The organism is Williamsia herbipolensis (assembly GCF_000964005.1).
In the GTDB taxonomy this organism is placed as follows: domain Bacteria; phylum Actinomycetota; class Actinomycetes; order Mycobacteriales; family Mycobacteriaceae; genus Williamsia_A; species Williamsia_A herbipolensis.
In genome coordinates this window covers 116675-143660 of sequence record NZ_JXYP01000020.1, presented here as the reverse complement: position 1 = coordinate 143660, position 26986 = coordinate 116675, and the positions used below count along the sequence as shown (strand labels likewise).

General features: G+C 67.1%; 26 protein-coding genes. 13 read left to right on the top strand and 13 right to left on the bottom strand.

Annotated features, from left to right (window positions below; translation table 11 throughout):
- Positions 1-17: 17 nt before the first annotated feature.
- Both TU34_RS10800 and gad read right to left on the bottom strand, forming a co-directional pair.
- Positions 18-809 carry a PIG-L family deacetylase gene (locus TU34_RS10800; RefSeq protein WP_150116487.1) on the bottom strand — a complete coding sequence of 264 codons (792 nt, stop codon included), beginning with the start codon at positions 807-809 and terminating at the stop codon, positions 18-20.
- 40 nt (positions 810-849) lie between these two features.
- Entirely contained in the window at positions 850-2256 is a 1407-nt protein-coding gene (gene gad, locus TU34_RS10795; protein WP_045822867.1) for a glutamate decarboxylase, read from the bottom strand.
- A gap of 93 nt (positions 2257-2349) precedes the next feature.
- Here gad and htpG point away from each other — a divergent pair, with 93 nt between their 5' ends.
- From htpG to TU34_RS10775, 4 genes are all read left to right on the top strand, one after another.
- Positions 2350-4323: a molecular chaperone HtpG gene (gene htpG / locus TU34_RS10790; protein ID WP_045822866.1), complete on the top strand. Its 1974-nt coding sequence runs from the start codon at positions 2350-2352 to the stop codon at positions 4321-4323.
- 81 nt (positions 4324-4404) lie between these two features.
- Positions 4405-5733 (top strand): ammonium transporter, encoded by a 1329-nt coding sequence (locus tag TU34_RS10785; protein ID WP_275041747.1) that lies wholly within the window; start codon positions 4405-4407, stop codon positions 5731-5733.
- A gap of 335 nt (positions 5734-6068) precedes the next feature.
- A complete protein-coding gene (locus tag TU34_RS10780) occupies positions 6069-6773 on the top strand; it encodes an MspA family porin (RefSeq protein ID WP_045822865.1) in 705 nt (234 codons plus the stop codon).
- Between the two features lie 44 nt (positions 6774-6817).
- Positions 6818-7525 (top strand): MspA family porin, encoded by a 708-nt coding sequence (locus TU34_RS10775; protein ID WP_045822864.1) that lies wholly within the window; start codon positions 6818-6820, stop codon positions 7523-7525.
- Positions 7526-7611: 86 nt separating this feature from the next.
- On the opposite strand, the gene TU34_RS10770 is transcribed toward TU34_RS10775, so the two are convergent.
- Positions 7612-8652: a YncE family protein gene (locus TU34_RS10770; protein WP_045822863.1), complete on the bottom strand. Its 1041-nt coding sequence runs from the start codon at positions 8650-8652 to the stop codon at positions 7612-7614.
- A gap of 86 nt (positions 8653-8738) precedes the next feature.
- Here TU34_RS10770 and TU34_RS10765 point away from each other — a divergent pair, with 86 nt between their 5' ends.
- Positions 8739-9167, top strand: coding sequence for a VOC family protein (locus TU34_RS10765; protein WP_045822862.1), 429 nt, complete (start codon positions 8739-8741; stop codon positions 9165-9167).
- Positions 9168-9196: 29 nt separating this feature from the next.
- Here TU34_RS10765 and TU34_RS10760 read toward each other — a convergent pair whose 3' ends face one another.
- The gene (locus tag TU34_RS10760) at positions 9197-10165 is read right to left on the bottom strand and encodes an AMP-binding protein (protein ID WP_160298521.1); all 969 of its coding nucleotides are present in this window, start codon (positions 10163-10165) and stop codon (positions 9197-9199) included.
- 254 nt (positions 10166-10419) lie between these two features.
- Between TU34_RS10760 and TU34_RS10755 the strand changes: the two genes are divergently transcribed.
- Entirely contained in the window at positions 10420-11559 is a 1140-nt protein-coding gene (locus TU34_RS10755) for an acyl-CoA dehydrogenase family protein (RefSeq protein WP_045822860.1), read from the top strand.
- A 17-nt stretch (positions 11560-11576) separates the two neighbouring features.
- Here the strand turns inward: TU34_RS10755 and TU34_RS10750 are convergent, their stop codons facing one another.
- The 4 genes from TU34_RS10750 to TU34_RS10735 are packed head-to-tail and all read right to left on the bottom strand — an operon-like array spanning position 11577 to position 15702.
- Positions 11577-12437 carry an alpha/beta fold hydrolase gene (locus TU34_RS10750; protein ID WP_238981244.1) on the bottom strand — a complete coding sequence of 287 codons (861 nt, stop codon included), beginning with the start codon at positions 12435-12437 and terminating at the stop codon, positions 11577-11579.
- Positions 12434-13567, bottom strand: coding sequence for an FAD-dependent oxidoreductase (locus TU34_RS10745; protein ID WP_045822858.1), 1134 nt, complete (start codon positions 13565-13567; stop codon positions 12434-12436). Before TU34_RS10745 ends, TU34_RS10750 begins: the two co-directional genes overlap by 4 nt.
- Positions 13564-14445 carry a DUF1295 domain-containing protein gene (locus tag TU34_RS10740; RefSeq protein WP_045822857.1) on the bottom strand — a complete coding sequence of 294 codons (882 nt, stop codon included), beginning with the start codon at positions 14443-14445 and terminating at the stop codon, positions 13564-13566. The genes TU34_RS10745 and TU34_RS10740 overlap by 4 nt, the downstream gene beginning before the upstream one ends.
- Positions 14446-14490: 45 nt before the next feature.
- A complete protein-coding gene (locus TU34_RS10735; protein WP_045822856.1) occupies positions 14491-15702 on the bottom strand; it encodes an NAD(P)/FAD-dependent oxidoreductase in 1212 nt (403 codons plus the stop codon).
- A 71-nt stretch (positions 15703-15773) separates the two neighbouring features.
- Between TU34_RS10735 and TU34_RS10730 the strand changes: the two genes are divergently transcribed.
- Complete coding sequence (locus TU34_RS10730) at positions 15774-16601, top strand: sulfurtransferase (RefSeq protein WP_045822855.1); 828 nt, start codon at positions 15774-15776, stop codon at positions 16599-16601.
- Between the two features lie 41 nt (positions 16602-16642).
- On the opposite strand, the gene TU34_RS10725 is transcribed toward TU34_RS10730, so the two are convergent.
- The 3 genes from TU34_RS10725 to TU34_RS10715 form a co-directional block, all read right to left on the bottom strand.
- Positions 16643-17002, bottom strand: a complete 360-nt coding sequence (locus tag TU34_RS10725; RefSeq protein WP_045822972.1) for a UBP-type zinc finger domain-containing protein — start codon at positions 17000-17002, stop codon at positions 16643-16645.
- Positions 17003-17079: 77 nt separating this feature from the next.
- Complete coding sequence (locus TU34_RS10720) at positions 17080-17493, bottom strand: hypothetical protein (protein ID WP_052688865.1); 414 nt, start codon at positions 17491-17493, stop codon at positions 17080-17082.
- 479 nt (positions 17494-17972) lie between these two features.
- The gene (locus TU34_RS10715) at positions 17973-18833 is read right to left on the bottom strand and encodes a class I SAM-dependent methyltransferase (RefSeq protein WP_045822854.1); all 861 of its coding nucleotides are present in this window, start codon (positions 18831-18833) and stop codon (positions 17973-17975) included.
- A 71-nt stretch (positions 18834-18904) separates the two neighbouring features.
- Between TU34_RS10715 and TU34_RS10710 the strand changes: the two genes are divergently transcribed.
- On the top strand, positions 18905-19717 hold the full coding sequence (locus TU34_RS10710) for a class I SAM-dependent methyltransferase (protein ID WP_150116486.1): 813 nt from the start codon (positions 18905-18907) through the stop codon (positions 19715-19717).
- Complete coding sequence (locus TU34_RS10705) at positions 19708-20694, top strand: phytanoyl-CoA dioxygenase family protein (RefSeq protein ID WP_052688864.1); 987 nt, start codon at positions 19708-19710, stop codon at positions 20692-20694. The genes TU34_RS10710 and TU34_RS10705 overlap by 10 nt, the downstream gene beginning before the upstream one ends.
- Positions 20695-20708: 14 nt before the next feature.
- Here TU34_RS10705 and TU34_RS10700 read toward each other — a convergent pair whose 3' ends face one another.
- Together TU34_RS10700 and TU34_RS10695 are read right to left on the bottom strand one after the other, a co-directional pair.
- Positions 20709-21248, bottom strand: a complete 540-nt coding sequence (locus tag TU34_RS10700) for a YceI family protein (RefSeq protein WP_045822852.1) — start codon at positions 21246-21248, stop codon at positions 20709-20711.
- Positions 21249-21318: 70 nt separating this feature from the next.
- Positions 21319-22152, bottom strand: a complete 834-nt coding sequence (locus tag TU34_RS10695; RefSeq protein ID WP_045822851.1) for a helix-turn-helix transcriptional regulator — start codon at positions 22150-22152, stop codon at positions 21319-21321.
- Between the two features lie 174 nt (positions 22153-22326).
- On the opposite strand from TU34_RS10695, the gene TU34_RS10690 reads away from it, so the two are divergent.
- The 4 genes from TU34_RS10690 to TU34_RS10675 all read left to right on the top strand — a co-directional run bounded on the left by TU34_RS10690 (position 22327) and on the right by TU34_RS10675 (position 26421).
- Complete coding sequence (locus TU34_RS10690; protein ID WP_045822970.1) at positions 22327-23277, top strand: SDR family oxidoreductase; 951 nt, start codon at positions 22327-22329, stop codon at positions 23275-23277.
- Between the two features lie 1048 nt (positions 23278-24325).
- A complete protein-coding gene (locus TU34_RS23565; RefSeq protein ID WP_150116485.1) occupies positions 24326-24721 on the top strand; it encodes a hypothetical protein in 396 nt (131 codons plus the stop codon).
- A gap of 59 nt (positions 24722-24780) precedes the next feature.
- A complete protein-coding gene (locus tag TU34_RS10680) occupies positions 24781-25095 on the top strand; it encodes a hypothetical protein (protein WP_045822849.1) in 315 nt (104 codons plus the stop codon).
- Positions 25096-25512: 417 nt separating this feature from the next.
- On the top strand, positions 25513-26421 hold the full coding sequence (locus TU34_RS10675) for a manganese catalase (RefSeq protein ID WP_045822848.1): 909 nt from the start codon (positions 25513-25515) through the stop codon (positions 26419-26421).
- Positions 26422-26986 lie beyond the last annotated feature (565 nt).

Sequence of the window (26986 nt, the reverse complement as noted above, 5' to 3'; positions counted from 1 at the left end):
CCCTCACGGCGCCGTGCTCATCGCGGGTTCGACAGGTGTCCCGTATCTGTCACGAGGTCACTTCCACCGGGCACGAGATCTCGTCGCAAGAACCACTCGGTCCCCAACAACGCGGTGCGTTGCTCCACATCGAGGGTGACGAGCACCTTCAACGCCGTGCTGCGCTCGACCTCCGAGGCATGGGCGTTGATCGCCTCCCACTTGCGGTCGAGCCACGGCGTCACGTCGATGCGGGTGTCGATGAGGTGGTCGGGGGTTCCGGGTGCGGCCGCGTCGTCGGTGGCCGGGGCGGCGCCGTTCACGCGCAGCCCGATGGCCTTCATCAGGGCGGTCGGAACGGTCGAGAAATACAGTGACGACACCTGCCACGCCGCCCCGAGTTCGGGGTGGACCGGACCGCAGGCGGCGGCCTCGACCGCCGCGACCGCGAGTCGGTGGGCATGGATGTGATCGGGGTGCCCGTAGATGCCGAACGCGTCGTAGGTGACGACGACCTGGGGGCGGCGACGGCGGATCTCGGCGACGATCTGGGTGACCGCTTCGTCGAACGAGCAGTCACACAACCGCGGTCGCCCGGGCGCGGAATCGGGGAACTTGTCGTCGGCCCAGCCGAGCATCACCGGTTCGGCCGCTCCGAGGGCGCCCAGGGCCGTCACCAGTTCGGCGTGCCGGTGTGTACCGGGCGACCAGGTGCAGGTGATGACCGAGGTCGGTGCCCCTGCGGCGACGGATCGGGCGATGACGCCGCCGGTCCACAGCGACTCGTCGTCGGGATGGGCGTGGACGAACATGACACTGGGATACGGCACGGGCCTCCAACCACTGTCGACGTTGTGTGGCCCAGCGTAGTCAGTGCGCGAAATGCTGCCGTCGGGGCAGCTCGCCGGTGGCCCGCACCTGGGTGAGGCCGGCGACGGCGGTGCGGAGGTTGTCGGCGAGGTGACGGGCCATGTCGGCCGAGAACCCCTCGCGGACAACGATGCGCAGCACGGCGACGTCGGCGGCGTCGTCGGGCATCGTGTAGGCGGGCACCTGCCAGCCGAACGCGGCGAGGGCGCGGGACACGTCGAACACGGTGAAGTCGTGGTCGCCGGTCATCTCGAACGCGACCACCGGTATCGCGCTGCCGTCGGTCACCACCGAGAACTCGTCCATCGAGTCGATCTCGTGGGCGAGCCACTGTGCCGTCTCCGACAGACACGCCATGATCGACCGGTACCCGGCGAATCCGAGGCGCAGGAAGTTGTAGTACTGGCCGATGACCTGGTTGCCCGGGCGCGAGAAGTTGAGGGTGAACGTGGGCATGTCACCACCGAGGTAGTTCACGTGGAAGACGAGGTCGTCGGGCAGATCCTCCGGCGTGCGCCACACCGCGAACCCGATCCCGGGGTAGGTGAGCCCGTACTTGTGGCCGCTGGCGTTGATGGATTTGACGCGGGGGAGACGGAAGTCCCATTCGAGGTCGGGGTCGAGGAACGGCACGACGAATCCGCCGCTGGCCGCGTCGACGTGCACCGGCACGTCGGGGCCGCCCCCGTCGGCCAACGCGTCGAGTGCGGCGACGATCTCGGCCACCGGCTCGAGCTCACCGGTGAAGGTGGTGCCGAGGATCGCGACGACGCCGATCGTGTTCTCGTCGACGGCCTCGGTCACCTGCTCGGGCGTGATCACGTACCGGCCGCGTTCCACCGGCAGGTACTTCGCCTCGACGTCGAAGTAGCGGCAGAACTTCTCCCACACCACCTGCACGTTCGATCCCAGGACCAGGTTGGGGGTCCCGCTGCCGGTGCCCCGGGCGCGCCAGCGCCACTTCAGTGCCAGTCCGGCGAGCATCACCGCCTCACTCGAACCGATGGTGCTGACACCGACGGCACTCGACGGGTCGGCGGGGTCGAGATCGGGCGCGTTGAACAGGTCGGCGACCATCGACACGCATCGCGACTCGATCGCCGATGTCGCCGGGTACTCGTCCTTGTCGATCATGTTCTTGTCGAAGGTCTCGGCCATCAGCCGTTCGGCCTGCGGATCCATCCACGTCGTGACGAACGTGGCGAGGTTCATCCGCGACGCCCCGTCGAACATCATCTCGTCGTGGATGAACCGGTAGGCGGCGTCGGGATCCATCGACTCCTCGGGCATCCGGAGTGCCGGTACCCGTTGCATCGACAGGCGTCCGGTGTAGGCGGGGGCCAGGTGGGTGTCGACGGGTGTTCCCGCGGCGGGGTGGCGGTGTGACGGTTCGTTGGTGTCGGCCATGAGACCGGCTTACACCACGCGCGCAGGGCATCCGGGTCGTTCCAGGTCGATTCGAACCAATCGCCGAAATCGCGCCTCGCTAGAATCACCGCCATGAGCACACCTGTCGAAGAACGTGAATTCCAGGCCGAGACGCGCCAGCTGCTCGACCTGATGGTCCACTCCGTCTACTCCAACAAGGACAGCTTCCTGCGCGAGTTGGTGTCGAATGCCTCCGACGCCCTCGACAAGCTTCGTCTGCAGGCGTTCCAGGACAAGGACCTCGAGGTCGACACCTCGGATCTGCACATCACCATCGAGCGCGACACCGAGGCGCGCACACTCACCATCCGCGACAACGGCATCGGCATGTCGCGCGACGACGTCGTCGGACTCATCGGCACCCTCGCGCGGTCGGGAACGGCCGAGCTGCGCAAGAAGCTCGCCGATGCGCAGGACTCCGCGGCCTCGGCCGACCTCATCGGCCAGTTCGGCATCGGCTTCTACTCGACGTTCATGGTCGCCGACACCGTCACGCTGCTGACCCGCAAGGCGGGCGAGTCCGAGGGCACGCGGTGGCGCTCGACGGGTGAGGGCACCTACACGATCGAGACCGTCCCCGACGCCCCCCAGGGCACGTCGGTCATCCTCGAACTCAAGCCCACCGACACCGACGACCACCTCTACGACTACACGTCGGAATCGAAGATCCGGGAACTGGTGAAGCGGTATTCCGACTTCATCGCCTGGCCGATCCGGATGGACGTCGAACGCACCGAGAAGGTCGAACCCGAGGGGTCCGACGACACCGACGACACCGCCGAGCCGACCGAGCGGACCGTCGTCACCACAGAGACGCTCAACTCGATGAAGGCGCTGTGGGCGCGGTCGAAGGACGAGGTGACCGACGAGGAGTACACCGAGTTCTACCGTCACGTCAGCCACGGCTGGGACGAGCCGCTCGAGACCATCTCGCTCAAGGCCGAGGGCACGTTCGAATACCAGGCGCTGCTGTTCATCCCGTCCCAGGCGCCGTTCGATCTGTTCATGCGCGAACGTGCGGGAGGCATCCACCTGTACGTGAAGCGGGTGTTCATCATGGACGACTGCGAAGAGCTCATGCCGGAGTACCTCCGCTTCGTCAAGGGTGTCGTCGACGCGGCCGACCTGTCGCTGAACGTCTCCCGCGAGATCCTGCAGCAGGACCGGCAGATCCGGGCGATCCGTCGCCGACTCACCAAGAAGGTGCTGTCGACCATCTCCGACATCAAGTCCTCGCGGCCGGACGACTACGACACCCTGTGGGCCGAGTTCGGTCGCGCGCTCAAGGAGGGCCTGCTCTCCGATCAGGACAATCGCGATGCGCTGCTGAAGATCTCGTCGTTCGCCTCGACCAACGATCCCGAGAAGCTCACCGGGCTCGAGGATTATGTGTCGCGGATGAAGCCCGGCCAGTCCGAGATCTACTACATCACCGGCGAGACCCGCCAGGCGATGGAGAACTCGCCGCACATGGAGGCGTTCCGCGCCAAGGGCATCGAGGTGCTCCTCCTCGGCGATCCGGTCGACGAGATGTGGGTCGGATCCATCCCCGAGTTCGACGGTAAGCCGCTCCGGTCGATCGCCAAGGGCGAGGTCGATCTCGACGACGACGCGGGGAAGTCCGAGGACGAGAAGAAGGAAGCCGAGGCGGAGAAAGCCGAACGCGACAAGGCGTTCGCCGATCTGACGGCCTGGCTGACCACGACGCTCGACGAGAACGTCAAGGAGACGCGGTTGTCGACCCGGCTCACCGATTCGCCCGCATGTCTGGTCGGTGACACGTTCAGCTTCTCGCCGCAGATGGAGAAGCTCTACCGTGCCTCCGGCCAGATCCTGCCGCCCAGCAAACGCATCCTCGAGCTCAACCCCGACCACCCACTGGTCGTGGCGCTGCAGCAGGCGCGGGCGGAGAAGAGTGACGACCAGTCCCTCGTCGACACCGCACACCTGCTGTACGGGATGGCCGTCATCGCCGAGGGCAGCGAACTGACCGACCCGGCGAAGTTCGCGAAACTGCTCGCCGATCGGTTGGCGCAGACGGTGTGAACGGCGGGTGACGGCGCGCTGCTAACTTTGCTCTCGCCCCGAATCGAGTGGTCGAGGGTCGAGTAGCCGAAGGAGCTCCACGTGTCGTACCCGATCGTCGGTACCCCGGACGCGGCCAACACCGCGTGGGTCATGGTCAGTGCGGCCCTCGTGCTGGTGATGACCCCCGCGCTGGCGTTCTTCTACGGCGGCATGGTGCGCGCCAAGAGCGTGCTGAACATGATGATGATGTGCATGTCGGCCGTCGGGGTCGTCTGGGTGCTGTGGCTCCTCTTCGGGTACTCGATGGCCTTCGGCGACGACATCGGCGGCGTCATCGGTGACCCCACCCAGTTCGCCGGGTTGGACGGGCTCTTCGGCGGCAACTACTCCGCCGGCGACCCGGCCGGGGCGTCGATCCCGTTGGTGGGAACGATCCCCGCGCTGGTGTTCGTCATGTTCCAGGCCGGCTTCGCGATGGTGACCGTGGCGCTGATCGCCGGCGCGGTGGCCGACCGCATGAAGTTCGTGGCCTGGTTGGCCTTCGCCGCGCTCTGGGCCACGTTGGTCTACTTCCCGGTGGCGCACTGGGTGTTCGCGATCGACGGCCTGGCCGCGGAATCGGGTGGATGGATCGCCAATCGACTGGGCGCCATCGACTTCGCGGGCGGCACTGCGGTGGAGGTGAACTCGGGTGCGTCGGCACTGGTGCTGGCGCTCATCGTCGGTAAGCGTCGGGGGTGGCCGCGCGACCCCATGCGGCCGCACAACCTGCCCGCGGTCATGCTCGGCGCCGGACTGCTGTGGTTGGGCTGGTTCGGTTTCAACGCCGGTTCGGCCCTCGCCGCCGACGGGACCGCCGCCATGGCCCTGGTGAACACCCTCGGCGCCGGTGCGGTGTCACTGCTGAGCTGGCTGGTGGTCGAGCGCATCCGGCACGGGAAGCCGACCTCCTTCGGCGCCGCCTCGGGTGTCGTCGCCGGACTGGTCGCGATCACCCCGTCGTGCGCGTCGGTGACGCCGATCGGTGCCATCGCGATCGGTATCGTCGCCGGAGCCGTCAGCTCCCTGGCGATCGAACTCAAATACCGCCTCGGATACGACGATTCGCTCGACGTCGTCGGTGTCCACCTCGTGGCGGGCATCGTGGGCACCGTGATGATCGGCCTCGTCGCCAGCAGTGCCGCACCGGCCGGCGTCGACGGCCTCTTCTACGGCGGCGGTCTCGACCAGTTGTGGCGACAGATCGTGGCGGTGCTCGCGGTCGGCGCGTACGCCATGGTCGTCACCGCCCTCATCGCGCTGGCCCTGAAGAAGACCATCGGTGTGCGGGCCGAACCGCAGGACGAACTCGACGGCATCGACGATGCCGAACACGCTGAGACCGCCTACGACCTGGCGGCGTCGCGCGGCGGTCGTCTCGACATCTAGACGCGCGTTCTGGCGTGGACTCCACCTTCGTGAGTCGGTGGCTGTGACGGCGTCCAGCCAACGGCGGATGAACGGCGGCAGACCGTTCTGTGTCCGAAATCATTAGCAACACTTGGGATTACGATTTGACCGTTTCTGTGACCAGATCTGGTGGGCATTCACGTCCGCGGCGCTGTCATGTCATCGAAACCCGGGAGTGTGTTCACCGGATGTTCGCCTGACTCGATCAGGCTTCACCCCGATCGACGTCGCTGCGTAGGTGTCGTCAATCCAGTCATGTCAGACGCAGATGTCCCGAGCGCGCTCGGGGTCCTGATCGCCCGAAAGAGGAACAGATGAGCAAGAACTCCACCGCGTTGCGGCGAGCTGCATCGCTGGGGACCATGGCCGTGGTCGGTGCCACCGCTGTCGGCCTGGTGTCGCAGGGCGCTGCCAACGCCGACACCTTCGTCAAGCTCCCCAACGGTGCGCAGCGGGGCGACGACCTGCTGATCACCCGCAGCAACGAGTCGGTCCAGGTCTCGCCATCACTGGCGGCGAACAGTTTCGGACGCAACGCCTGGGTCTCCGCCGACATCACCCTCTACGCGCCGAAGCTCAAGGCCAAGAAGGCCGGCCCCAACCGTGGCCCCGCAGGTGAGGCGACCGCTGGCTTTGCCGGCACCAATGGTGTCGAGACCAACGGAGCTGCTGCAACTTTGTCGGCCGGATACATTGTCGGATGCCAGGTCAACTTCCAAGGCCTGACGCTCGGTGGCGGGTTCTCTTTGGGCAACTTCGGTGCTTCCAACGGAAACTCATCTGCCGGCCTCTCCGGTAGCGTTTCCGTTCCACTGACACCCGGTGGCGTGAATTTTGTCGTCCTGAACTACAAGAACGTCGAGAAGGCGGGGACCTATTACCTGTCCTACGACCGCGCCCAGCTGCAAATCCAGGGCTGCGCAGGCTACGCCCAGGCTCGCTCCTTCGCGGTGGTCGAGACCACCGGGGACGACCATCAGAAGGTGACCCTGTACGGCAAGCCTTTCTCCATCGGCTGATTTCACTGACCTCCATGACACGCATTCAGACACAAAGGGATTCGATGAACACCTCCAGCAAGTCCTCCCGGCGGGCGGTCGGCGTCGCCGGCACCAGCGCCGTCATCGCGGTTGCGGCCGCGCTGCTCTCGCAGGGCAGCGCGAACGCGGATGTCTTCCTCAAGCTGCCGTCGCAGACCGACGTCCAGACGCTGCCCGACGGTACCAAGATCTCGATCACGCGTACGAATGAGCGAGCGGTCATCGCGCCGTCGCTCGGTGGTACGCCGCTGCATCGCGCCGCGCAGGTGTCGGCGAAGTACACCGTCACCTCCAGCAAGAAGGCGAAAATCCGCATTGGCGCGGGATACATCGTCGGATGCCAGGTGAGCGTCGCAGGGTTCGGTGGAGGCGTGAACGCTGCGCCCAGTGTTGCGCAGCCGAATGTAGCTCCCGGCGCCAACCCGTCGCCACTCGGAACATTCCCGAGCGTGGGTGGTGGTCTCAATGGAACCCTCTCGCTTGCTCCGGGTCAGGCGGTGTCTTACTTCATCAACAATGTGGAGAAGGCTGACGACTTCGGGGCCCAGCAGCAGACGACCAACGTCGACTACGAGACCACCAAGGCCTCGAACAGCTACACCAACGAGCAGCTGCAGCTCAGTGGCTGCGCCGGCTACGCGCAGGCGCGTTCGTTCGCGGTGATCCGCGTCCGCACATCGAACGTCGACAAGCAGGTCACGACCTACGGCAAGCCGTTCAGCATCGGCTGATCTGCGTCATCCACGTCTTACAACGACACCCCCGTCACCGACTTCCGGTGGCGGGGGTGTCGTTGTCTGTTCGGAACTGGTGCGTGTCAGCGGGGAAGCAGGTCTGCCGGGATGAGTTGCAGTGAACTGGCCGCACCCGGTGCGCTGCCGGTGACCGCCACGATCCCGGTGACCGGGTCCATCGCCACCGAGTTCGGTTGCTGCACGGTCGGGACGTCCCCGCGGATACGGGGTCTCGCCGGATCCGACATGTCGACGAGACGGAGGGTGTTCGTGGACCCCAGCGTCACGAGCAGTGTCTTGGTGCGGTCGTCGTAGCTGAGCCCGTACGGCTTGCCCGGTGCGTCGATACGCGCCACGTCGACCACCTGAGGCGTGATCCGTTCGACGAGGACGGCCCCGCCGTCGGTGTCGGCGAACGCGACGAGTCCGCCGCCGAGAGCGTGCGCATGTGTCAGCCGGGTGCCGATCTTCTTCTGGGCGACCTCGGTCATCGTGGTCCCGTCGTAGACGAAGACGCCGTTGCCCTGGACGTCGGCCATGGCGGCGTAGCGCCCGACAGCCGCGACACCACCGGGTTGCGGGGGACCGGCGGGGAGCGACTTCACCACCTTCCCGTCCCGCAGGAACAGCGCGCCGCCCCCGTGCTCGTTCGTGCCGACCAGTGTTCCGTCGGAGGTGCGGACCGCATCGTGCGGCAGGTCGCCCACGCCGGTGGCGATCGGGCCGAAGGTGCCGTCGAAGGACATCTCGGTCACGGTGTTGCTCGTCTCCAGCGGCACGATGACCGGCCCGTTGGGCCCGGCGAGTTCGAGATGCCGTGGTGCGCCCCGGGTCTCGACGGTGCGGATCACGCGCCCCGCCCGGACGTCGACGAGTGTGAGTCCGTCGGGCCTGCGCACGCCCACCGCCGCGATCCCCGCGGTGCCGATGACGACGCCCTCGGGCTCGTTGCCCACCTCGATGGTCGTGCCGATCGGCGGGGTCGTCGGCGCGGGGGCCACCGCGGGTTCTGCGGCCACCGGCGTGCTCGACGGAGCGGCCCGATCGGTGGGGGTGTCCGACCCGCACGCGGCGATCAGGACGACGGATACGGCTGCGGTGGCGGCTAGTACGACTGACCTCATCGCTTCAGTGTGCACGCGTACTGTCGTGTGAGGCACGTGCACACATGGCAATGCGGCGATGTCGCCGCAGGAGAAGGGGAATCAGAATGCCGATCGCCGCAACCGACTACCACCACGTCCGGCTGACCGTCCGAGACATCGCCGTCTCGCGAAAGTTCTACGACGACGTGTTCGGTTTCGACGTCGCCTTCGAGGTAGCCGACGGTGCCGATGAGCAGACCCGAGAGCAACTGGCGTTCCTGTACGGCGGTGTGATCTATCAGTTCGGCGGCGGCCTTCTCGGCCTGCGCCCCGTCGCTCCCGGCGACGACTCGTTCACCGAGGACCGAACAGGTCTCGACCACGTGAGCTTCACGGTCGCGTCGCTCGCGGACCTCAACGACGCGAGTGCCCATCTCGACTCGCTGGGCATCGAGCACGAGCCGATCAAGGACCTCGGCGACGCCGGTATCGCGATCCTCGAGTTCCGCGACCCCGACAACATCGCGCTCGAGGTCTCCGCGCCGAACTCCTGAGCCGGCCGATCGCTCGTCGATCTATCCGCTCAGCAGGCCACGCCGATGAGTGGTGGACCGTGACCGGCCTCCACGTCGGTGGGTAGTCCGCGGGTGACGTCGACCAGCTCGGTGCCCCGCTCCCGCCAGGCCCGGACGAGTCCGTCGTCGGGGTGATCGACACAGAGGATCCGACGCGGACCGAACCACCCCCGTGATGACCATCGAGCGCAGGTGGTCATCGCGCGTAGGGTGTTCGCCCGGAGGGCCGTGACCGCGGCTCGGCTGTCGACGAGGTCGTCGAGCACGCCGGGCACCGTCCGCGAGTCGGTGATCAGCAGGTGGGCCCCGCGCGAGAGTGCGGCGGCCGCAAGCCATCCCGACCACGGGTGGGTGTGCGCATGAGTGGCCACGGCGACGGTGTCCTCGTCGTCGATCTCCAGCAGTGATGCCAATTCGGCGATGTTCCCCGCGACCGTTGCGTGGTCGAAGGCGACCGGCGCAGCCCCGGTCGGATGTGCCGGCATGAGCACTCCCGGATCGCCGGGTAGCGGGCGGCGCGGTGGTGTGTCGCGGGTGCCCGTCGCCAGGAACGCCTCGTAGTCGAGTGGCTCGCACAGGGCATCCGGGATCCGTCCTGAGGTCAACACGATCTGTCGGCGGCTCAGTGGGCCGATGTGATCGTGGTGCAGGGGATCGACGACCACCATGATCATCGAGGTGTCCTCGGCCACCGACGCGGTCATGGCCGGGGGCATGGCGGGGTCGAGCGGGACGTGGTCGGCGCCGAGCGCCAACGACGCGTAGAACGTCTCGACGGCGTGCGGTGTCGTAGGGCCCAGATACGCGACGCGGTCGCCGGTTCGGACGCCCACCTGGGCGAAAGCGGTGCTCAAGGCGGCGACGCGCTCGACCAGTTCGGTGTAGGTCGTGGTGGTCCCCGACGCGCTGATGGCGACCGAGCGCGGCCGCCCCCGCGGCCCCACCGGCACCCATGGAACATCATTCGACGTGATCACGTCCGTCTCCCTCCCCCGATGGATGACGTATTCACCGCACTCGAGGGTGGCAGACGTTGAGGCGGATTGCGAGGGCGTGACCCACAGCCTGTCGACCGTCGCCTGACGGCCCGCGATCGAGGTGGCGGCCGCGTCGCTCCTGCTCATGGTGCACGTCGGCGAGCTCCCATCACGGCGCGTTGTCAACGCGTGGACGTCCGTGATGTGATCGGGTCAACCGAAACGTAGGCGCACTTATGGGCCGAGGAGGCGCTGTGACCGTCGATCGTCTGTTGCCGTCGGATGAGGCACGTGAGCTGATCGGGCTGACGCGTGACATCGCCGGCCGCGTGCTCGACCCCATCGTCGACGAGCACGAGCGCCAGGAGAAGTACCCCGACGGCGTGTTCGCCACGCTCGGCGAGGCGGGTCTGCTCAGCCTGCCCTATCCCGAGGAATGGGGTGGGGGTGGTCAGCCGTACGAGGTCTACCTGCAGGTACTCGAGGAACTCGCCATCTCCTGGGCGGCGGTCGCGGTCGCCACCAGCGTGCACGGACTGGCCTCGTTCCCGCTCAGCGTCTACGGCACCGAGGAGCAGAAACAGCGGTGGCTGTCGGAGATGCTCAGCGGACGCACGATCGGCGCCTACAGCCTGTCGGAGGCGCAGGCGGGGTCGGATGCGGCGGCGCTGGCGTGCAAGGCGACCGCACGCGGCGACGACTACGTGATCAACGGGGCCAAGGCGTGGATCACCCACGGCGGGGTCGCCGACTTCTACAACCTGTTCGCGCGCACCGGCGAGGGATCCAAAGGCGTGACGTGCTTCCTCGTCGCGAAGGACACGCCCGGATTGTCCTTCGGTAAGCCCGAGGAGAAACTCGGGCTGCACGCGATCCCCACCACCGCCGCCTTCTACGACAACGCCACCGTCGAGGGCTCGCGACGGATCGGGGAGGAGGGGCAGGGGCTGCCGATCGCGTTCAGTGCGCTCGACTCCGGCCGCCTCGGTATCGCCGCGATCGCGGTGGGCATCGCGCAGGCCGCGCTCGACGACGCCGTCGACTACGCGCAGGAGCGCAGCGCGTTCGGTCGCAAGATCATCGACCATCAGGGCCTCGGTTTCCTGCTCGCCGACATGGCCGCCGCCGTGGATTCCGCGCGGGCGACCTACCTCGATGCCGCGCGCCGCCGCGACGCGGGTCTGCCGTACTCGCGCAATGCATCGGTCGCCAAACTCGTCGCGACCGACGCGGCGATGAAGGTGACCACCGACGCGGTGCAGGTGTTCGGCGGGTACGGCTACACACGGGACTACCGGGTGGAGCGCTACATGCGTGACGCGAAGATCACCCAGATCTTCGAGGGCACCAACCAGATCCAACGTCTGGTGATCAGTCGGTCCCTCGCCCGCTGAGCCACCTCGGGCGACCGTCAGGTCGGCGGGGTGTGCGGTCCCGCGGCGTGTCGGATGATCGCCTGTGCGAGTTCCTCGGGCCTCTCGTCGGGGATCCAGTGACTGACCCCGGTGAAGGCGAGGAAGTCGAAACCGCCGGCGGCGTTGCGCGACGTCGCCTCCACCGTGGTCCGGCGGATCGCGATGTCGCCGTCGCTCCACACCTGGAGGACCGGCACGGTGGTGGTGGCCGGGGCGGCCTCGCGGGACAGGATGAAACCGCGGTACCAGTTGATGCCTCCGTGGCGCACTCCCGGCGCGGCCGCGGCGCGGGCGTCGCGGTCGGCGAGTTCGGGTGTCTGACCGGACCGGATCAGGAACCGCGCCATCATGTTCCGCCGGGCGAGCAACAGTTCGGGAAGCACAGGGAGCTGGAAGACGAGCATGTACCACGAGCTCAGGATCTGTCGGCTGTGTGACAGCGCCCGGGCGAAGGTGGCGGGATGCGGCACCGACACCGCCGTGAGCGTGTGCAGCAGATCGGGTTGCCGACAGGCGACGGTCCAGGCGAGCGCTGCGCCCCAGTCGTGACCGACGAGGTGCACCGGCGCGCCGACGTCGGCGATGATCGCCTCCACGTCGGCGGACAGGATGTGCGGTCGGTAGGACAGTCGCGAGCGCGGTGTCGCACCGACTGCGGCGCCCCGCAGGGACGGCACGACGGTGCGGTAGCCGGCGGTGTGCAGGAACGGCACCACTGCATCCCAACTGCGTGCGTTCTGCGGCCACCCGTGGAGCAACACGATCGGTGCGCCGTCGGCGGGTCCGCTGTACTCGACCGGCAGGACGACGTCCCCGGTCGCGACATCGCGGACCGTCACGCCCGGTGGCGGGGTCACGACGGCTGCCCCGACGACCGAGGGGTGTCTCGGACGCCTCCGTAGATGCCACGACGCACCACGAGCGGTTGCAGCACCCGATCGGTGGACCAGCGCGGGATGCGGGTGGCCCGCCCGTTCGGCGCGAAGACCTGCAGGCCGTCGGGCTGGACGCCGAGCACCGAACCCCACCGCCGTCGCCGCGGGTGGTAGCTGTGCGGGCGGCGACCGTTCAGCACGCTCATCACGTTGCGCGCAACGAGTTTGTCGGCCCGGTTGCGGGCCGATCCGCGCAACGGATCGCTCGCCGCCACGTCACCGACGGCGAAGACAGCGGGATGTTCGGGGAGTTGTAGGTACCGGTTGACGCGGACGAAACCGTCGACGTCGAGGACCTCGGACGGCAGCCATCCGGAGTTCGGTCGTACCCGACCGATGGCCCAGATGATCGCGTCGGCCGTCGAGGTGGCCTGTTCGGTCTGCCAGCGCACCGCACCGGAGGTGATCCGGTCGCAGTGGAAGTCGTGTGGGACCACCGCCCGATGCCCGGGGTGGAGGGTGACCCCCGCGTCGAGCAGACGTCGACGCACCGTCTTCCAGGTGCGCGGATGGTGCTGGGGGAGCGCACGATCACCGGGGAAGTAGAGGTCGACACGTTTCTCGGGCCACCGCAGGGCGATGTTCGCCGCGGTGCTCACGGCCGCGGCGCCGCCGCCGACGACCATCACGCGCGCCGATCGGGCGACGCGGTCGTGGTGCAACGCGATGTCGGCGGCGACCTCGTCGGTGGACTGCAGCGCGGGCGACCGCCAGAACCCGTTGGTGACGCCTGTCGAGATCACCAGTGCATCAAAGGCTTCGGTGACGGATTCCCCGTCCTCGATCCAGGTGACGGTCTTCGCGTCGAGGTCGGTTGCGGTGAGCGACGCGTGCACGGTGCGCACGGTGTCCAGTCCCCGGTACTGCCCGAAGTCGAGCCAGTAGTTGCGCGACCACTCCTCCGGTCGACCCAGTCGCGAACCCAGGTCCTGCCCGCTGACCAGGCCGGGTTTCGACGAGACGCCGACGACGTCGGCGTGCTTGGCGAGGTGGATCGCGGTCAGGAGCCCGCTGTCGCCCAGACCGGCGACGATCACCTTCGGGGCGTTCACGCATGCACCTTCCGCGGCGGACGCGGGACGAATCGCGACACCCGTTCGACGACATCGGAATACGAGGCACGGCTCTCGAGGCTGCGAGCCTCCATCATCGGGATGCTCGCGCCCAGGAACATCGCGAGCATCGCGATCGCGCCGACGAACAACCACCACGCATCGCCGGGTGACACCGCGACGCCGAACAGGGCCAGCGCGAACCAGAAACTGAACTCGCCGAAGTAGTTCGGGTGCCGCGACCACGCCCACAGGCCACGGTCCATCGTCTGTCCGGGCTGCTTCGTCGCCATGAATCGCCGCAACTGCTCGTCGGCGACGTATTCGAGCGCGACGGCACCGAGACCGACCACGGTCGCGACGAGCGCGAGCCAGCCGACGGCGTCGCCGGGACGGGTCACCGCCACGTAGACCGGCAGCATCCCCAGGAACACCTGACCCGTGGGGATCAGATGGATCGCGACGAGATCCACGACGAACTCCCAGCGTCCGGCTCCCTCGCGGAGATTCCCGTAGCGCCAGTCCTCGTGGTGCAGACCGGGGAAGCCGCGCGCCCAGTTCACGGTGAGGCGCACCGCCCACACCATCACGACGACGGTCACCAGCCACGCGACCAGGCTGTCGGCCCCAACGTCTCCGCGCGCCCACCAGAAGATCGTCAACAGCGGCGGGATCACGCTCCAGAACGCGTCGTAGAAGCTCGAGTTCCCGTAAAACCGGCTGAACGCGAAGATGACCAGGGTCGCGAGGACGTCGGCGACGAGTGCGTCGAGCCAGAGGTGATCGGTACGCGGCCCGAACACGACCCACAGCAGTGCGACGACGACGGCGAGTGTGTACGCGACGCCGACTCTGAGGAACGATCCTGTTCTGCTCACGGTCTCCGATGGTGCCAGTTCGACCCCGACGATCCGGCGTGTTCGCTACAGGATCCCCTGGAGTATCCCGTACCAGTAGACGAGCGGTAACCCGTAGCGGTCGAACGCCCAGGCGGACCGTCTCGGGGCGAGCGGGTCGAGGAACGACGGCAGCGATGACGTGATCTCGCCGGTGCGGTCGAACTCGGCGGCGATGAGCCGATGCAGGTCGGTCGGGATGGGGGCGACGGTGTACCCGTCGTAGTGCGACAACGGCACGCCGGAGCGGGCCGCGATCATGTTGCCGACAAGGATCTTCGACTGCTGACGCAGTGCGCCACCGGACGGGTCGGTGTCGACGGCGGCACCGTCGCCGAGGCCCCATACCGTCGGATGACTCCGGTGACGGAACGTCGTGGGATCGATGTCCACGACGCCGGTGGCGTGGTCGCCGGCGAGCCCCGATTCCGAGACCAGCGGTACCCCGCGGAACGGCGGCACGAGGTGGAGCATGTCGTAGTGCAGGGTGGTCGTCGCTCCGTCGGATCCGGTGGCGGTGAGGGATCGGTGCTCGGGATCGAGAGCGGTGACGGCGGTGCGACGCACGACGTTCACGCCGAGGTCGGCGAGGTGGCGTTCGAGGCGGGCGTCGAGACGAGGCACCCCCACCAGTCCCTCGCGGTCGACGACGAGGGTGATGTCGACGTCGTCCAGGATCCCTGCGCGACGCCACACACCGGCGGCGAGGAACAACGGTTTGATGGTGGTGCCCGTGCAGCTGACGGGTGGACGCGGGACGGTGAACACGGCATGGCCGCCCGGGCGCACCGCGCGGACGGCGTCGCAGGTCTGTTCGGCGGCGTCGACGTAGTTGCTGCCGACCGCCGGGGTCGACAGCGCCTCGGGGACACCGGGCAGGGCGGCGTCGTCGGGGACCAGCCCGGTCGCCACGACGAGATCGCGATAGGTGAACAGCCGACCCGAGGCGCATCGGACGGTGTGGGCATCGGCGTCGATGGCGTCGACGGTGTCGTCGATCCAGGTGGCGTCGGCGGGGGTGACCGATCGTTGGGTGCGTTCGGCGGAGGCCAATGTGGCTTGGCCGGAACCGACGTACGACAGCAGCGGTCGGTAGGTGTGCACGCGCTGCGGTTCGATCACCGCGACGTCGGCGATGCCCCGGCGGCACAGTCGGGCCGCGGTGCCGATACCCGCGTTGCCCCCTCCGATCACGATGACGTCGAAGGAACGGTCGGGCGTGACGCCATGTGCATGCATTACTTTCCGTTGTACGCCGCGAAGCCCCGGCCCCTAGTGGGCCACCGCTTCTCTCGAGATCGGACGACCTCATGACCGACGTGCTCATCTCGGCCCGGGACCTCGCCACACGCCTTCTCGACAAGGACCCGCCGGTGGTTCTCGACGTGCGCTGGCAGTTGGGGGACCCCCACGGCGCGCAGCACTACCGCGACGCCCACATACCCGGCGCGATCTTCGTGGACCTCGAGACCGAACTCGCCGCACCGCCGACGACCGAGGGCGGTCGCCACCCGTTGCCCGCTCCCGACGCGTTCGAGACGTCGGTGCGTTCCTGGGGTGTCGGGGCGGACTCGTGGGTGGTCGTCTACGACGACACCGGGGGGCTGGCGGCGGCACGTGCGTGGTGGCTGCTGCGCTGGGCGGGTCACACCCGGGTGCTCATACTCGACGGAGGTCTGGGCGCCTGGCGTGACGCGGGTGGTGCGGTGTCGGCAGGTGAGGAGAAGGCTGCTGTACCAGGGGATTTCATCGTCACCCCTGGCAGTATGCCGATCGTGCACATCGACGACGTCGGTCGCGACGGGGTGCTCCTCGACGCGCGTGCGCCCGAACGTTTCCGGGGTGAGACCGAACCGATCGACCCGCGCGCCGGGCACATACCCGGTGCGGTCAGCGCACCCACCGCGGAGAACCTCGACGCGTCGGGTCGATTCCTGGATCCGTCGGCCCTGCGTGACCGGTTCGCACGAGTCGGTGTCGAACCGGGCGCCGACGTGACCGTCTACTGCGGATCGGGAGTCACGGCCGCGCACGAGATCGCCGCGCTCGCGGTCGCCGGTGTCGATGCGGCGCGGTATCCGGGATCGTGGTCGCAGTGGTCCGCCGACCCTGAGCGCCCTGCGGCGCTCGGCGAATGAGTCCGACCGGTGTCGGGGCTGACCCCTCGGCGATCGCGATGTCAGCCCCGGTGGTCGGTCAGGATCTTTTGCCAGTTCGACGGCACGCGGGCGCGCGGTCCCGGTGCGGTCTGGCTTTCCGGATGATGATCGGGCGGTGCGAGCACGGGACCCTCGAACATCGCGCCTGTCCCGTAGTCGTAGAACCAGGCCTCACCCGGCTCGAAACTCCGCACGATCGAGTGGCCCGAGGTGGTCGCGTGCTCGGTGGCGTGAGCCTCCAGCGAATCGTCGCAGCATCCGATGTGGCCGCACTGGGCGCACCTGCGCAGGTGGAACCACCAGCCGTTCTGTGCCTCGCAGTCGACGCAGCCCGTGCCGCTCGGTGCGCTGTGCGGGTCGATTCCGGCGATGTCGCTCATCGTGCCTCCCAGATCGTGCGGGCGATTCCCGACCATCGCACACACCGGGCCGAGGCGCACAGGTCTTGCCGGTGCGGTCAGACCTGGGCGAGCCGACCCACCGGGAAGATGTAGTCGAGGCGCGGGATGAGCCCGGTCTGCGACGGGGTGGGGCCGTAGACGACGAAGACGACCGGTCCACCACCCGTGGGCAACACTGCGGCACGGTCGGGGTAGCTCAACGGGTCGGGGGAGGGCACCGATTTGGGCAGTCCGGTGACACCCGATGCGCCGGTCCGCAGGTTCACCCATGCGGCGGTGAGCTGCGAGCGCTCGATGATGAACCGCTGGATGACGGTGATCGTCTTGCGGTTGTGGTCGATGCGCGCGTTGACCTGTTGACCCGGGTTGCCGTTACCCGGGTTGGCGAGAGTGAATTGCTCCACCCCGGCGGCGACGGGGGTCGCGCCGGCGGCCGCGGCGGCGGCGATGGTTCGACTGATGCGGATCATGTTGTCTCCTCAAGCTTTCAGAACGGCGACACTGTCGTGCTGAGTCACCGGCGATGATTCGGCGTCGGGGGAGGTGGTCTGACATGGGTTCTCCTTCGCCGATGTCTCGGGTGCGCCTTCGCGAGATGCCACCGGTGGCGACACACTCACATCCTGGTATCGCTGCGTACCGAGAGGTTGTTACAGCGTCTCACGAAGAAACGATCATGAAGAGCCGGATTCGGCCGGTGTCCTGCTATCGATCCAGCCTGGTACGTCGTCGACGGTCAGTCCACCAGGCTCCGACGAAAGCGATCGCCATCAGTGTCGACAGCCCGCCCGATGTGGTGTCGCCCTGTGTGAATCCGAGAATGGCTGTCAGGGCAGAAATTGCGGCTGCAATCAGCCAGAGGCGCAAGGACGTCATGAGCGAACGATGTCATCTTCTGGTGAACAACTGAGCCCGACCACCATCGGGCGGCCGAGAGGGCGTTTCCCCGTCAGTGCCGGGTGGCGACGAAGACATCGACCGGATGGGGCACGTGCGGTTCTCCGTCCGCGCTGGGCACCGAGACGGCGTCGAGGTACGCACGCACCGGCCTGCGCAGCTCGGGGGTCAGTCGGGCCTGCACGGCGAAGTCGAGGACGTCGTCGCCGGCCGGGGCGAGATCGACCAGCGCGTCGAGCGTGGAGACCTCGTCGAGGACGATGCCGGTGGCGCGGAAGGCCTCGGAGACATCGGAACTGAACCATTGGCGATGATCGTCCAGCGGTGGGGCCAAAACGTCGACAAGTGCGTTGAGCGCGGCACGCGGGGCATTGAGCACCCAGAGTTGTCCGCCCGGTCGCACCAGCGCGAGGGCTTTACGCAGGGTCTGCTCGAGGTCGGCGACGTAGTAGATCGAGTGCACGAACACCACGGCGTCGAAGGCTTCGTCGACCACTGCGTCGGCGAACGACGTGACGTGCACCTCGGCGCTGAGTTCGCGGAAGCCCAGGGCGGCCATCTCCGCGGTGAACAACCCCGCGCTCCCGGACCACGGCTCGATGCCGACGTAGCGCACCGGTCGGCCGGGCACAGCGCGCACCACTCCCTCGGCGAGCCGGACGTCCAGCGTGCCGTCCCCACACCCGACCGAGAGCACCGACAGGGGCCCGTCACCGAGGCCGGCCAGCCGTCCGGCGAGATGGTCGGCGATGAGACCGCGCTGGTCGGAGCGGCGCTCGAACGCGGCATGGTCGCGTGCGTAGGAGTCGGGTTGCAGAGCCGGCAGGGCCGCAGCACCCCGACGTGCGTCGCGCAGGTCGTCGAGAAGCGCGGCAGCGACCTCGGTCGACGGAGTCGGTACTAGGCTCGTCACCAGATCGAGTCAACCACGTTGTCTCGATCAGGGGGCCGAATGTGGCTGCCGATGACGGGACGAGAATTGTCGTGAGCAACAGGGACACAGCCGAACGCAGCCTCGAGCACTGGAGCGAAGCCGGACGGACGGGCATGGAGGCGTTCTACGCCCTCGCCACGGAGGACTACAGACAACTGGCGCTGGCCGCGGACTGGACCGGTCTGCTCGGGGAGCGTGCGCACGACGGCTGGTCGCTGCTCGACGTGGCCTGCGGCAGCGGCAAGTTCCCGACGGCCCTGCGGAAGTACACGGATCTGTCGTCGCTGCCCGAGATGTCCTACGACCTCCTCGACCCATCGGAGTTCTCGGTCGCCGAGGCCCGCAGCGTTCTCGGGCCGCCGTTCGCCGCCCGCCACGACCTGGTGATGACCCTGCAGGATCTCCCCGACGAGTACTCCGGCTACGACGTCGTGTGGGCCACCCATGCGCTCTACGCACTGCCGCCGGCGGAATTGGACGCCGCCGCGGAGCGGTTCGTCGCAGCCCTCGCGCCCGGCGGTCTCGGTCTGATCGCGCAGGCCACCGCCGCATCGCACTACCTCGCCTTCTACGACGCGTTCCGGGCCGGAGTGCGCGAGGCGACGCCGTACACGACGGCCGAGCAGGTACGCGACGCTCTCGTACGCGCCGGCGCCGAAGTGCGCGACCAGCGCGTCACCTACACCACCGGAACATCGGATCGTGCAGTGGCGCAGGGCTTCTTGCAGCGCTGTGCGTTCGACGACACGGTGTCCCTGGAGGAGATGGAAGCGGCGCCCGTGCTGGGCGACTACCTGGCCTCCTGTCGCGACGCGTCCGGTTCCTACACCTTCTCCCACGAGGCGGCCCTGCTGTGGCTCTGAACAAGTCGACCGTGAACCAGCGTCTTCCCGAGCAGAACCGGGACGGCGGCATCGAGCAGGACTGGGCGGGGAACGATCAGGACTGGTGGGACTGGTACGTCACCCTTGCCGCGAACGAGAACGTACCGACCGAACTGGTCGACGGCCCCGGTCTGCCGGACGTCGAGGCGGCGACCGACGAGCAGGTCCAGCACGAGTTGTCCGAGCCCTATGACCTCGACCCGGCCGCGATCGCGTCGTTTGCGCGCGAGGCCTTCGTGCGTCTTCCCGCCGTGCTGTCGCCCGCGGTGGTCCGACGACTCGCCGAGCGCCTCGAGGAGCTGTTGCGTGACGAGCACGGCGACGACGTCGCCGGTCGGTTCACCGCACTGGAGCAGATGTGGCTGCACGACGACCTGATGCGCGCCGTCGCGTTGTCGCCTCGGATCGGCGGTCTGGCGGCGGCCCTCCTCGATGAGCCGGGCGTGCGGCTCTACCACGACAATGCGTTGTCGAAGGAGCCCGGATGCGGCCGGACACCGTGGCATCACGACGCGGAGCACTTCCCGCTGCAGACCACCCAGGCGGTCACCGCCTGGATGCCGATGTCGGCCATCCCCGGTCGCATGGGACCGCTGTCGTTCGCTCGTGGCCGCGAGGTGCTGGGGGAGGTGTCCGACCTCGAGTTCGACAAGGTCGGCACGTCCTACGACGAGGCCGTCAGTCGGCGCTTCGTCGAGCGTGACGTCTCGGTGGAGTCCGGCCCGTTCGCCGTCGGCGACGTGTCGTTCCACTCCGCGCTGTGCTTCCACACCGCCGGGCCCAACCTGACCACGCAGCCGAGGCGGGCATTGGCCACCACCTACTTCGCCGACGGTGCGCGGGTGGTCGATTCGCCGACCCTCATCAGTGGGACCTGGCGAGAGTTCCTGCCGGGTGTCGAGCCCGGCGGTCTCGCGGCCTCCGACCTGAACCCGGTGGTCGGCCACCGGAACTGAGCGGGTTCACGCTCTCACGACGTCTTCGAGCGTGTCGCCGAGAAAGCGATCGACACCTCGTCGACCACCTTCATCGCGCCCAACATCTGCGAGTAGGGTTTGATGCCGAAGTCGGACTGTCGCACCTGGGATTCCGCGGACAGTCGCCACGCGCGTTCCTCGTCCTTCACCCGGAGATGTACGCGGTGATCCCGACTCTCGCCGTGGATCTCGAGCGTTCCGTCGAGGCGGAAGCCGTCGTCGGTGGCGGTGATGTCGTCTGCGCGAAAAGCGATGTGGGGGAATCGTTTCGCATCGAAGGGCTTCAGCGCGTTGAGTCGTGCGACCATTTTCTCGGGCCCCAGTAGCGGGGTGAGGCCGCCCTGGCCGTCGACGACGTCGATCGAGTCGACGGCGGCCGTGAGTTCCAGCGACGCCGGTTCCTTGCCGGCCCAGTCGACGACCGCGCGCCAGCGTGTCACCACGATGGTGAGCCGATGGCCCATCTTGGCGGCCTTGCCGGCCACCCCGGTCTGGATCTCCAGAACGGCGTTGTCCGACGGGGCGAAAGCCACTGCGCGTCACTCATCACCTCACGTTACGGCGGTCGGTGAACGGTGCCGGTCCAGCGACCGTCACCGGCGATCACCGCGCCTGGGCGGATGCGGCCAGCATCTGCAACATCTCGTGTGACCGTGAACCCGGGGTCGCGGTGTAGATGAGAAGAAAATGTGACTGCACGGGGTCGACCAGTGTTTGGCACGACAATTCGAGCGGACCCAGTTCGGGGTGAACGAGGTGCTTCACCTCGCGGGGCCGGATGCCCACCTCATGCGCGGCCCACACCCGGCGGAACTCTGCGCTCTCGGCGAGGAGTGCATCGGCGAGAGCGGCGCCCCGAGACGGGCGTCCGCGCAGCGTCACGTTCTCTCGCAAACCCGAGGCGAACATTCGGGAGAGGAATTCGTGTTCACTGTCGGCATAGCGGGCACGCGTGGCCGGATCAGTGAACCAGCGGTAGCCGAGACTCCTTGCGGAACCGGTGAATTCGGTGGAGACACCGGTGAGAGCGACGCCGAGTGGACTCTGACGCAGCGTCTCTCCGAGCTCGGTGACGATCTCGGCGGGTGTGTCGTCCAGTCTGTCGAGGACGCGGAGTAGTGCCGGGGCTATGTGATCGCCAGATGCGACGTGGACCGGCGGTCGGTGACCGGCCAGACGGAACAGATGGTCGCGTTCGACCAGTGACAGCCGGAGGCCCTGGGCGATAGCCGCGATCATCTGTTCCGACGGGGACGGTCCGGTACCGCGCTCGAGTCGAGCGTAGTAGTCCGTCGACATGTGGCAGAGGGTCGCCACCTCCTCGCGTCGGAGACCTTCGGTACGCCGACGAAGTCCACGCGGGAGGCCCACGTCTTCCGGCTGCAGTGAGTCCCGACGCCGCCGCAGGAACTCGGCGAGGTCGCTGCGGTTGATCACGGACCGACTCCTCTGGTGTGCATTCCTCTGTTGTAGTGCCCCCGGGGGTGTACGAGCCACGGTCTGACGATCCACCCCCAGAGCCCGTGCCCGGTGAGGTGGATCGACAAGTCCTGGATGCGCGCCGACAGCGCGGCCACGGTGGTGGGGACGGAACGCATCGAAGGAGACGACATGGCGCGAGAGATCGACATCAACATCCCCGAGCAGGACGGGCGACGAGCCGTCGTGACAGGGGGCAGCGACGGTATCGGACTGCGCATCGCCATCCGGCTGGCACGTGCGGGAGCCGAGGTGGTCCTCCCCGTCCGCAACAGGGCGAAGGGTGACGCCGCCCTCGACACGATCCGCGCCGCTGCACCGGACGCCAGCGTATACCTGCGGGATCTGGACGTCTCGTCGCTCGAGTCCGTCGCCACTTTCGCGGCCGAGCTGCGGCAGCAAGGCCGGCCGGTCCATCTACTCGTCAACAACGCCGGCCTCATGACACCGCCTGATCGCCAACTTACCGTCGATGGCGCCGAGGTGCAGTTCGGCACGAACCACCTCGGACACTTCGCTCTCGTGGCCGGCCTTCTGCCGCTGTTGACGGAGGGACGGGCGAGGGTGGTGTCGCAGATCAGCGTCGCCGCGAACCGCGGGTCGATCAACTGGGACGATCTCGCCTGGGAGGGGGGCTACGACGGGATGGGCGCCTACAGCCAGTCGAAGATCGCGTTGGGACTGTTCGCGGTCGAACTCGGCCGGCGTAGCGAGCGATACGGGTGGTCGGTGACCAGTGTCCTCGCGCATCCGGGCGTCGCACCCACGAGCCTGCTGGCGGCGCGGCCGGAAGTCGGACGCGCTGACGACACACGCTCCGTGAGACTCATCCGTTGGCTGTCGGCCCGAGGCCTTGTCGTCGGTAACGCCGAGACCGCAGCATTGCCGGCGCTGCTCGCAGCCACGGTGCCCGATGCGGCGAATGGCACCCTGTACGGGCCCCAGGGGCTCGGCCATCTCGGTGGTGCACCCGCGACGCAGCGGTTGTACTCACGCTTGCGCTCACCCGACGACGCCCGCCGCGTGTGGGACGTCTCGGAACATCTCACCGGTGTCGCGTTCCCGTCGACGACAGTGGGCTGACCGGATCGGATGGCATTTGTCGCCGTCGGCGACGTCACGACTCCCGGTGAGAACTGGTCGCATCAACCCCCGCATATGAGCACCGCCAACACCCTTGATGGCGCACTCAGGCTTGCTCGCGTCTGCCAGCGCAGCTGGTCCGGATCGAGAAACGGTTCTGTTGGGTGCGCGATTTGTAAATCAGCCGACGCCGATGGTGCTCTCTATATATTCTCGCCGAAGAAGAAGAGTATTTCGGAATGGTCGATGATGAGTGCAAGCATCAGCCGCAGAATCGGTTGCCCCGCAATAAGTACGGTGCTCCGCCATCTGTTGTTGATAAATCGACCGCGGTTTCTCGAAAACGGCGAGGTGATTTCTCGTGACTCACAGAATCGGGACGGATGCGGCGGCGCGAGCTGCGGCGTGGGTTCCCGTCGACGCGCGCTGGCTGGGGATGGATCGTCGCTCTCTCGTACTGAAGTACCCCAGGTTTAGTTCCGATCCTTATAGGAGGATGGAGCTATGCCACGTCAGTATCCGCCGGAGTTCCGGCAGCAATCTGTGCGCATGTTGGAGACGGCGTGACCGGGGAGTCGAACCGATAATGCGCAATGTCCCAGCGGCACACTGCAATTCGTCACTGTGACGCTTTGGCAGGTTGTCGACGGACGAGGGGTGGCCCGGCGCGGACCATCAACATCCCGTCACCTAAGAATGAAATCGTTCATTAAGTGATTGAAATCTACGTCGAGCTGCAGTGAGGGTCAATAGATGACACGGGGTGCCGTTGAATAGAACGAGAGGTCCAAGTGTGCCAACTGCGCCGACGTTGCCATCACGCCAAGGCGCGACTCCTTGCATGTAGTGCAATTCACATTGGTTGGGTGCCGATAATTTATATTATGTCAGGTAGCGGGTCGAAACCAACGATGCCCGGCGGCGAAACATATTGTCGACCCCTTGCAACACACCCGCCGCAGCCACCACCATGAAATGGACAAGCCCGCACACGTGCAGCCTCTCGCAGCCGCGGGCAAGCACCCGAGCACACCCTGCGGAGGATGCCATGACCGATCCGATGGCCAACCCACTGCACGCCTGCGATGTCGCCGACCGTGTCGAGCAGCTGACTGAGGCGGACTTAGACTGTGACGGCACGGCCGCATGTCCGCCTGTCGCGAGCGAATGGTCGCCGCGAACCGCTGGTCGTTCAGTCCAGCGGCCCGATGACACCGAGCACCAGGAGGCTGCGCCTGAGAAGTTGCTCGCATACGCCGTGTCCAGTCTCGACGAACCAGTAAGTGTTGCCGACATCGACGAGGCCTTCGGCATCACCGCCGACCACCTGTTTACGACAGTCCTCGAACACCTCGAAGGCCACCCACACGTGACACTGAACGATGAGACGGTTACGCAGGTGAAAGACCGTGCGCAGAAGTATCTCTGGGTGCATCGGTGTTAACGCCGGGTGCCACTGAGGAGCGACCCACGATCGAAAGCCACACCCAGGTGGTGAGTTTTATGAACAACCAGTTCGATGAAGCCCCGTCAGAGCCCGACTGGCTCGAACCGCATATCGAACTACCCAGCCACGCAACCATGGGTATCGCCATGGCGGACGTCATCGAACGGATCACCCGCACATCGATCGAGCACCCGAACTGTGGTCGACTCGCCTTCGACGCCAGCGGACTTCTCGTCGATTGGCAAGACATCAGCTCTGACACGTGGGCTATGGGCACCGCCCCTTCGCATCGCGTCCACGAGTTCGCCGGAGGCGCTAACCGGGCCATCGTCGAACACGCCCTCCGCTCACATCCGACAACCCGACGGTGAGCGAAGAAGCGACACCGATGAGGACGGGACCGGACCAGTGTCGGGCTGCGCGGGTTCGCGGAGCGAGGAGGCCACCGCCTGCTGGTGGCCGCGCTCGAACGTGGGCTCCTTCTTTGTCTCAAATCGATTGTTTCCGAATGATGTTCGGTCAGACCTTCGCATCCTGCCGATCGCGCGTTACTGTGGGCATGGGTGGTGAGTCGATTCCACCGCCGCGGTAAAGCACCCTCGCCGTGATCACCCTCATTCCTGGTCGGACCTCGCTTCTATGCGCGGTCATCGGTGCTCAACTCCGACGCACCCACTCGATTCGTCGGGTCGACGTCCAGGAGTTCTCAAACACCCAGCCGGGCAAGCGCACCCGCCCCGTGGCGGGGTTTTGCGCGGACCTTCCATCTTCAGTGAGAGCAGGCACCCATGTTTCGTCACACCGATCACATGCAGTTCGACATCGCACCCGAGAACCCTGACCCCATCTACGCCCGCAAGCTCCAGGAGCTCATCGGCGGCACGTTCGGCGAGATGACCGTGACCATGCAGTACCTCTTTCAGGGCTGGAACTGCCGCATGAAGGGCAAGTACAAAGACCTGATCATGGACGTGGCCACCGAGGAGATCGGTCACGTCGAGATGATCGCGACGATGGTCGCGCGATTGCTCGAGGGCGCTCCGGCCACCGAGTCGACCAAGAACGCACTGGGTGACCCGGTTGTCGCGGCAGTCATGGGCGGAATGGACCCCCAACAGGCCATCGTGTCCGGTGGCGGCGCGATGCTTGCGAACAGCAACGGCGTCCCCTGGAGCGGCAGCAACATCGTCGCGAGCGGAAACCTGTTGGCAGACTTTCGATCCAACGTCTCGCTGGAGTCGCAGGGCCGCCTGCAGACTGCCCGCTTGTTCCACATGACCGACGACCCGGGCGTGAAGGCGATGTTGCGATTCAACCTCGCGCGCGACACCTACCACCAGAACCTCTGGCTCGCGGCAATCGAAGAACTCAAGGCCGACGGCATCGAGGACACCATCGTCCCCAACGACCTGTTCGACGAAGAGTTCGCCGAGCACGCCACCAGCCTGTGGCACCTGTCCGACGGCGCCGACGCCGACAAAGGTCGATGGGCGCACGGGACCGCACCCGACGGCATCCATCAGAACGGCTTCCTCGCCAACCCCGAACCACTCGGCAACATCCAAGCCGGCCCGCCGCCAGATCCCAAGCTCTACGCGACCTACGACGGCGCGATGGGCGAACCCACATCGGCCGCATTCGGTACCGAGAAAGGCGTCGTCGGCAAAATCAAGGATGCCGTGGACCCCTCCAGCTGACCGGTATCGCTTCCGCGACTGAGCATTGACTCTCGGCGGTGACGCGGGTACGCCGTCGCCGCCGTGAGATTGCGTCCCCTATCTGTTTGAGCCGGTGTGTAAACGGGTACTGACGATGCAACTCAGCAGAGTGCCGCGGCACCCGCTTGGGCCAGGCCCGCCCGGTTGAACCCCACCAGCCGGACGGGCCGCCCGTCGGCGACCCTGCGTGTAGACGGCTGGTCTACCGGCATCCGGTTGAGCCGCACGCGGTAAGCCTGCGCACTAGGCGCTCAGCACCCAAGCCGCCTCACGCCACCCGGCGGGCTCAGATCCGCCAACTGCACTGCCGACCGTGCCCAGAACCGTCGTCACACGGTCCCCACAACCGTCATCGCCACCGAGTCGCCGCTTGCGGCAAAGTCGCGTCAGCATCTGGGAGCTGCACATGGACACACCGCTGCCTCGCGGGCCACGCTCAGAACAACCGAATTGGACGGGCCCCAAACCGCTGCCGGGCCATGGCCCGTTCCAGCACCCCTACAGCTTTCAGCAGCCGACGGGACTTGAGCAACCGCCTGGCTAC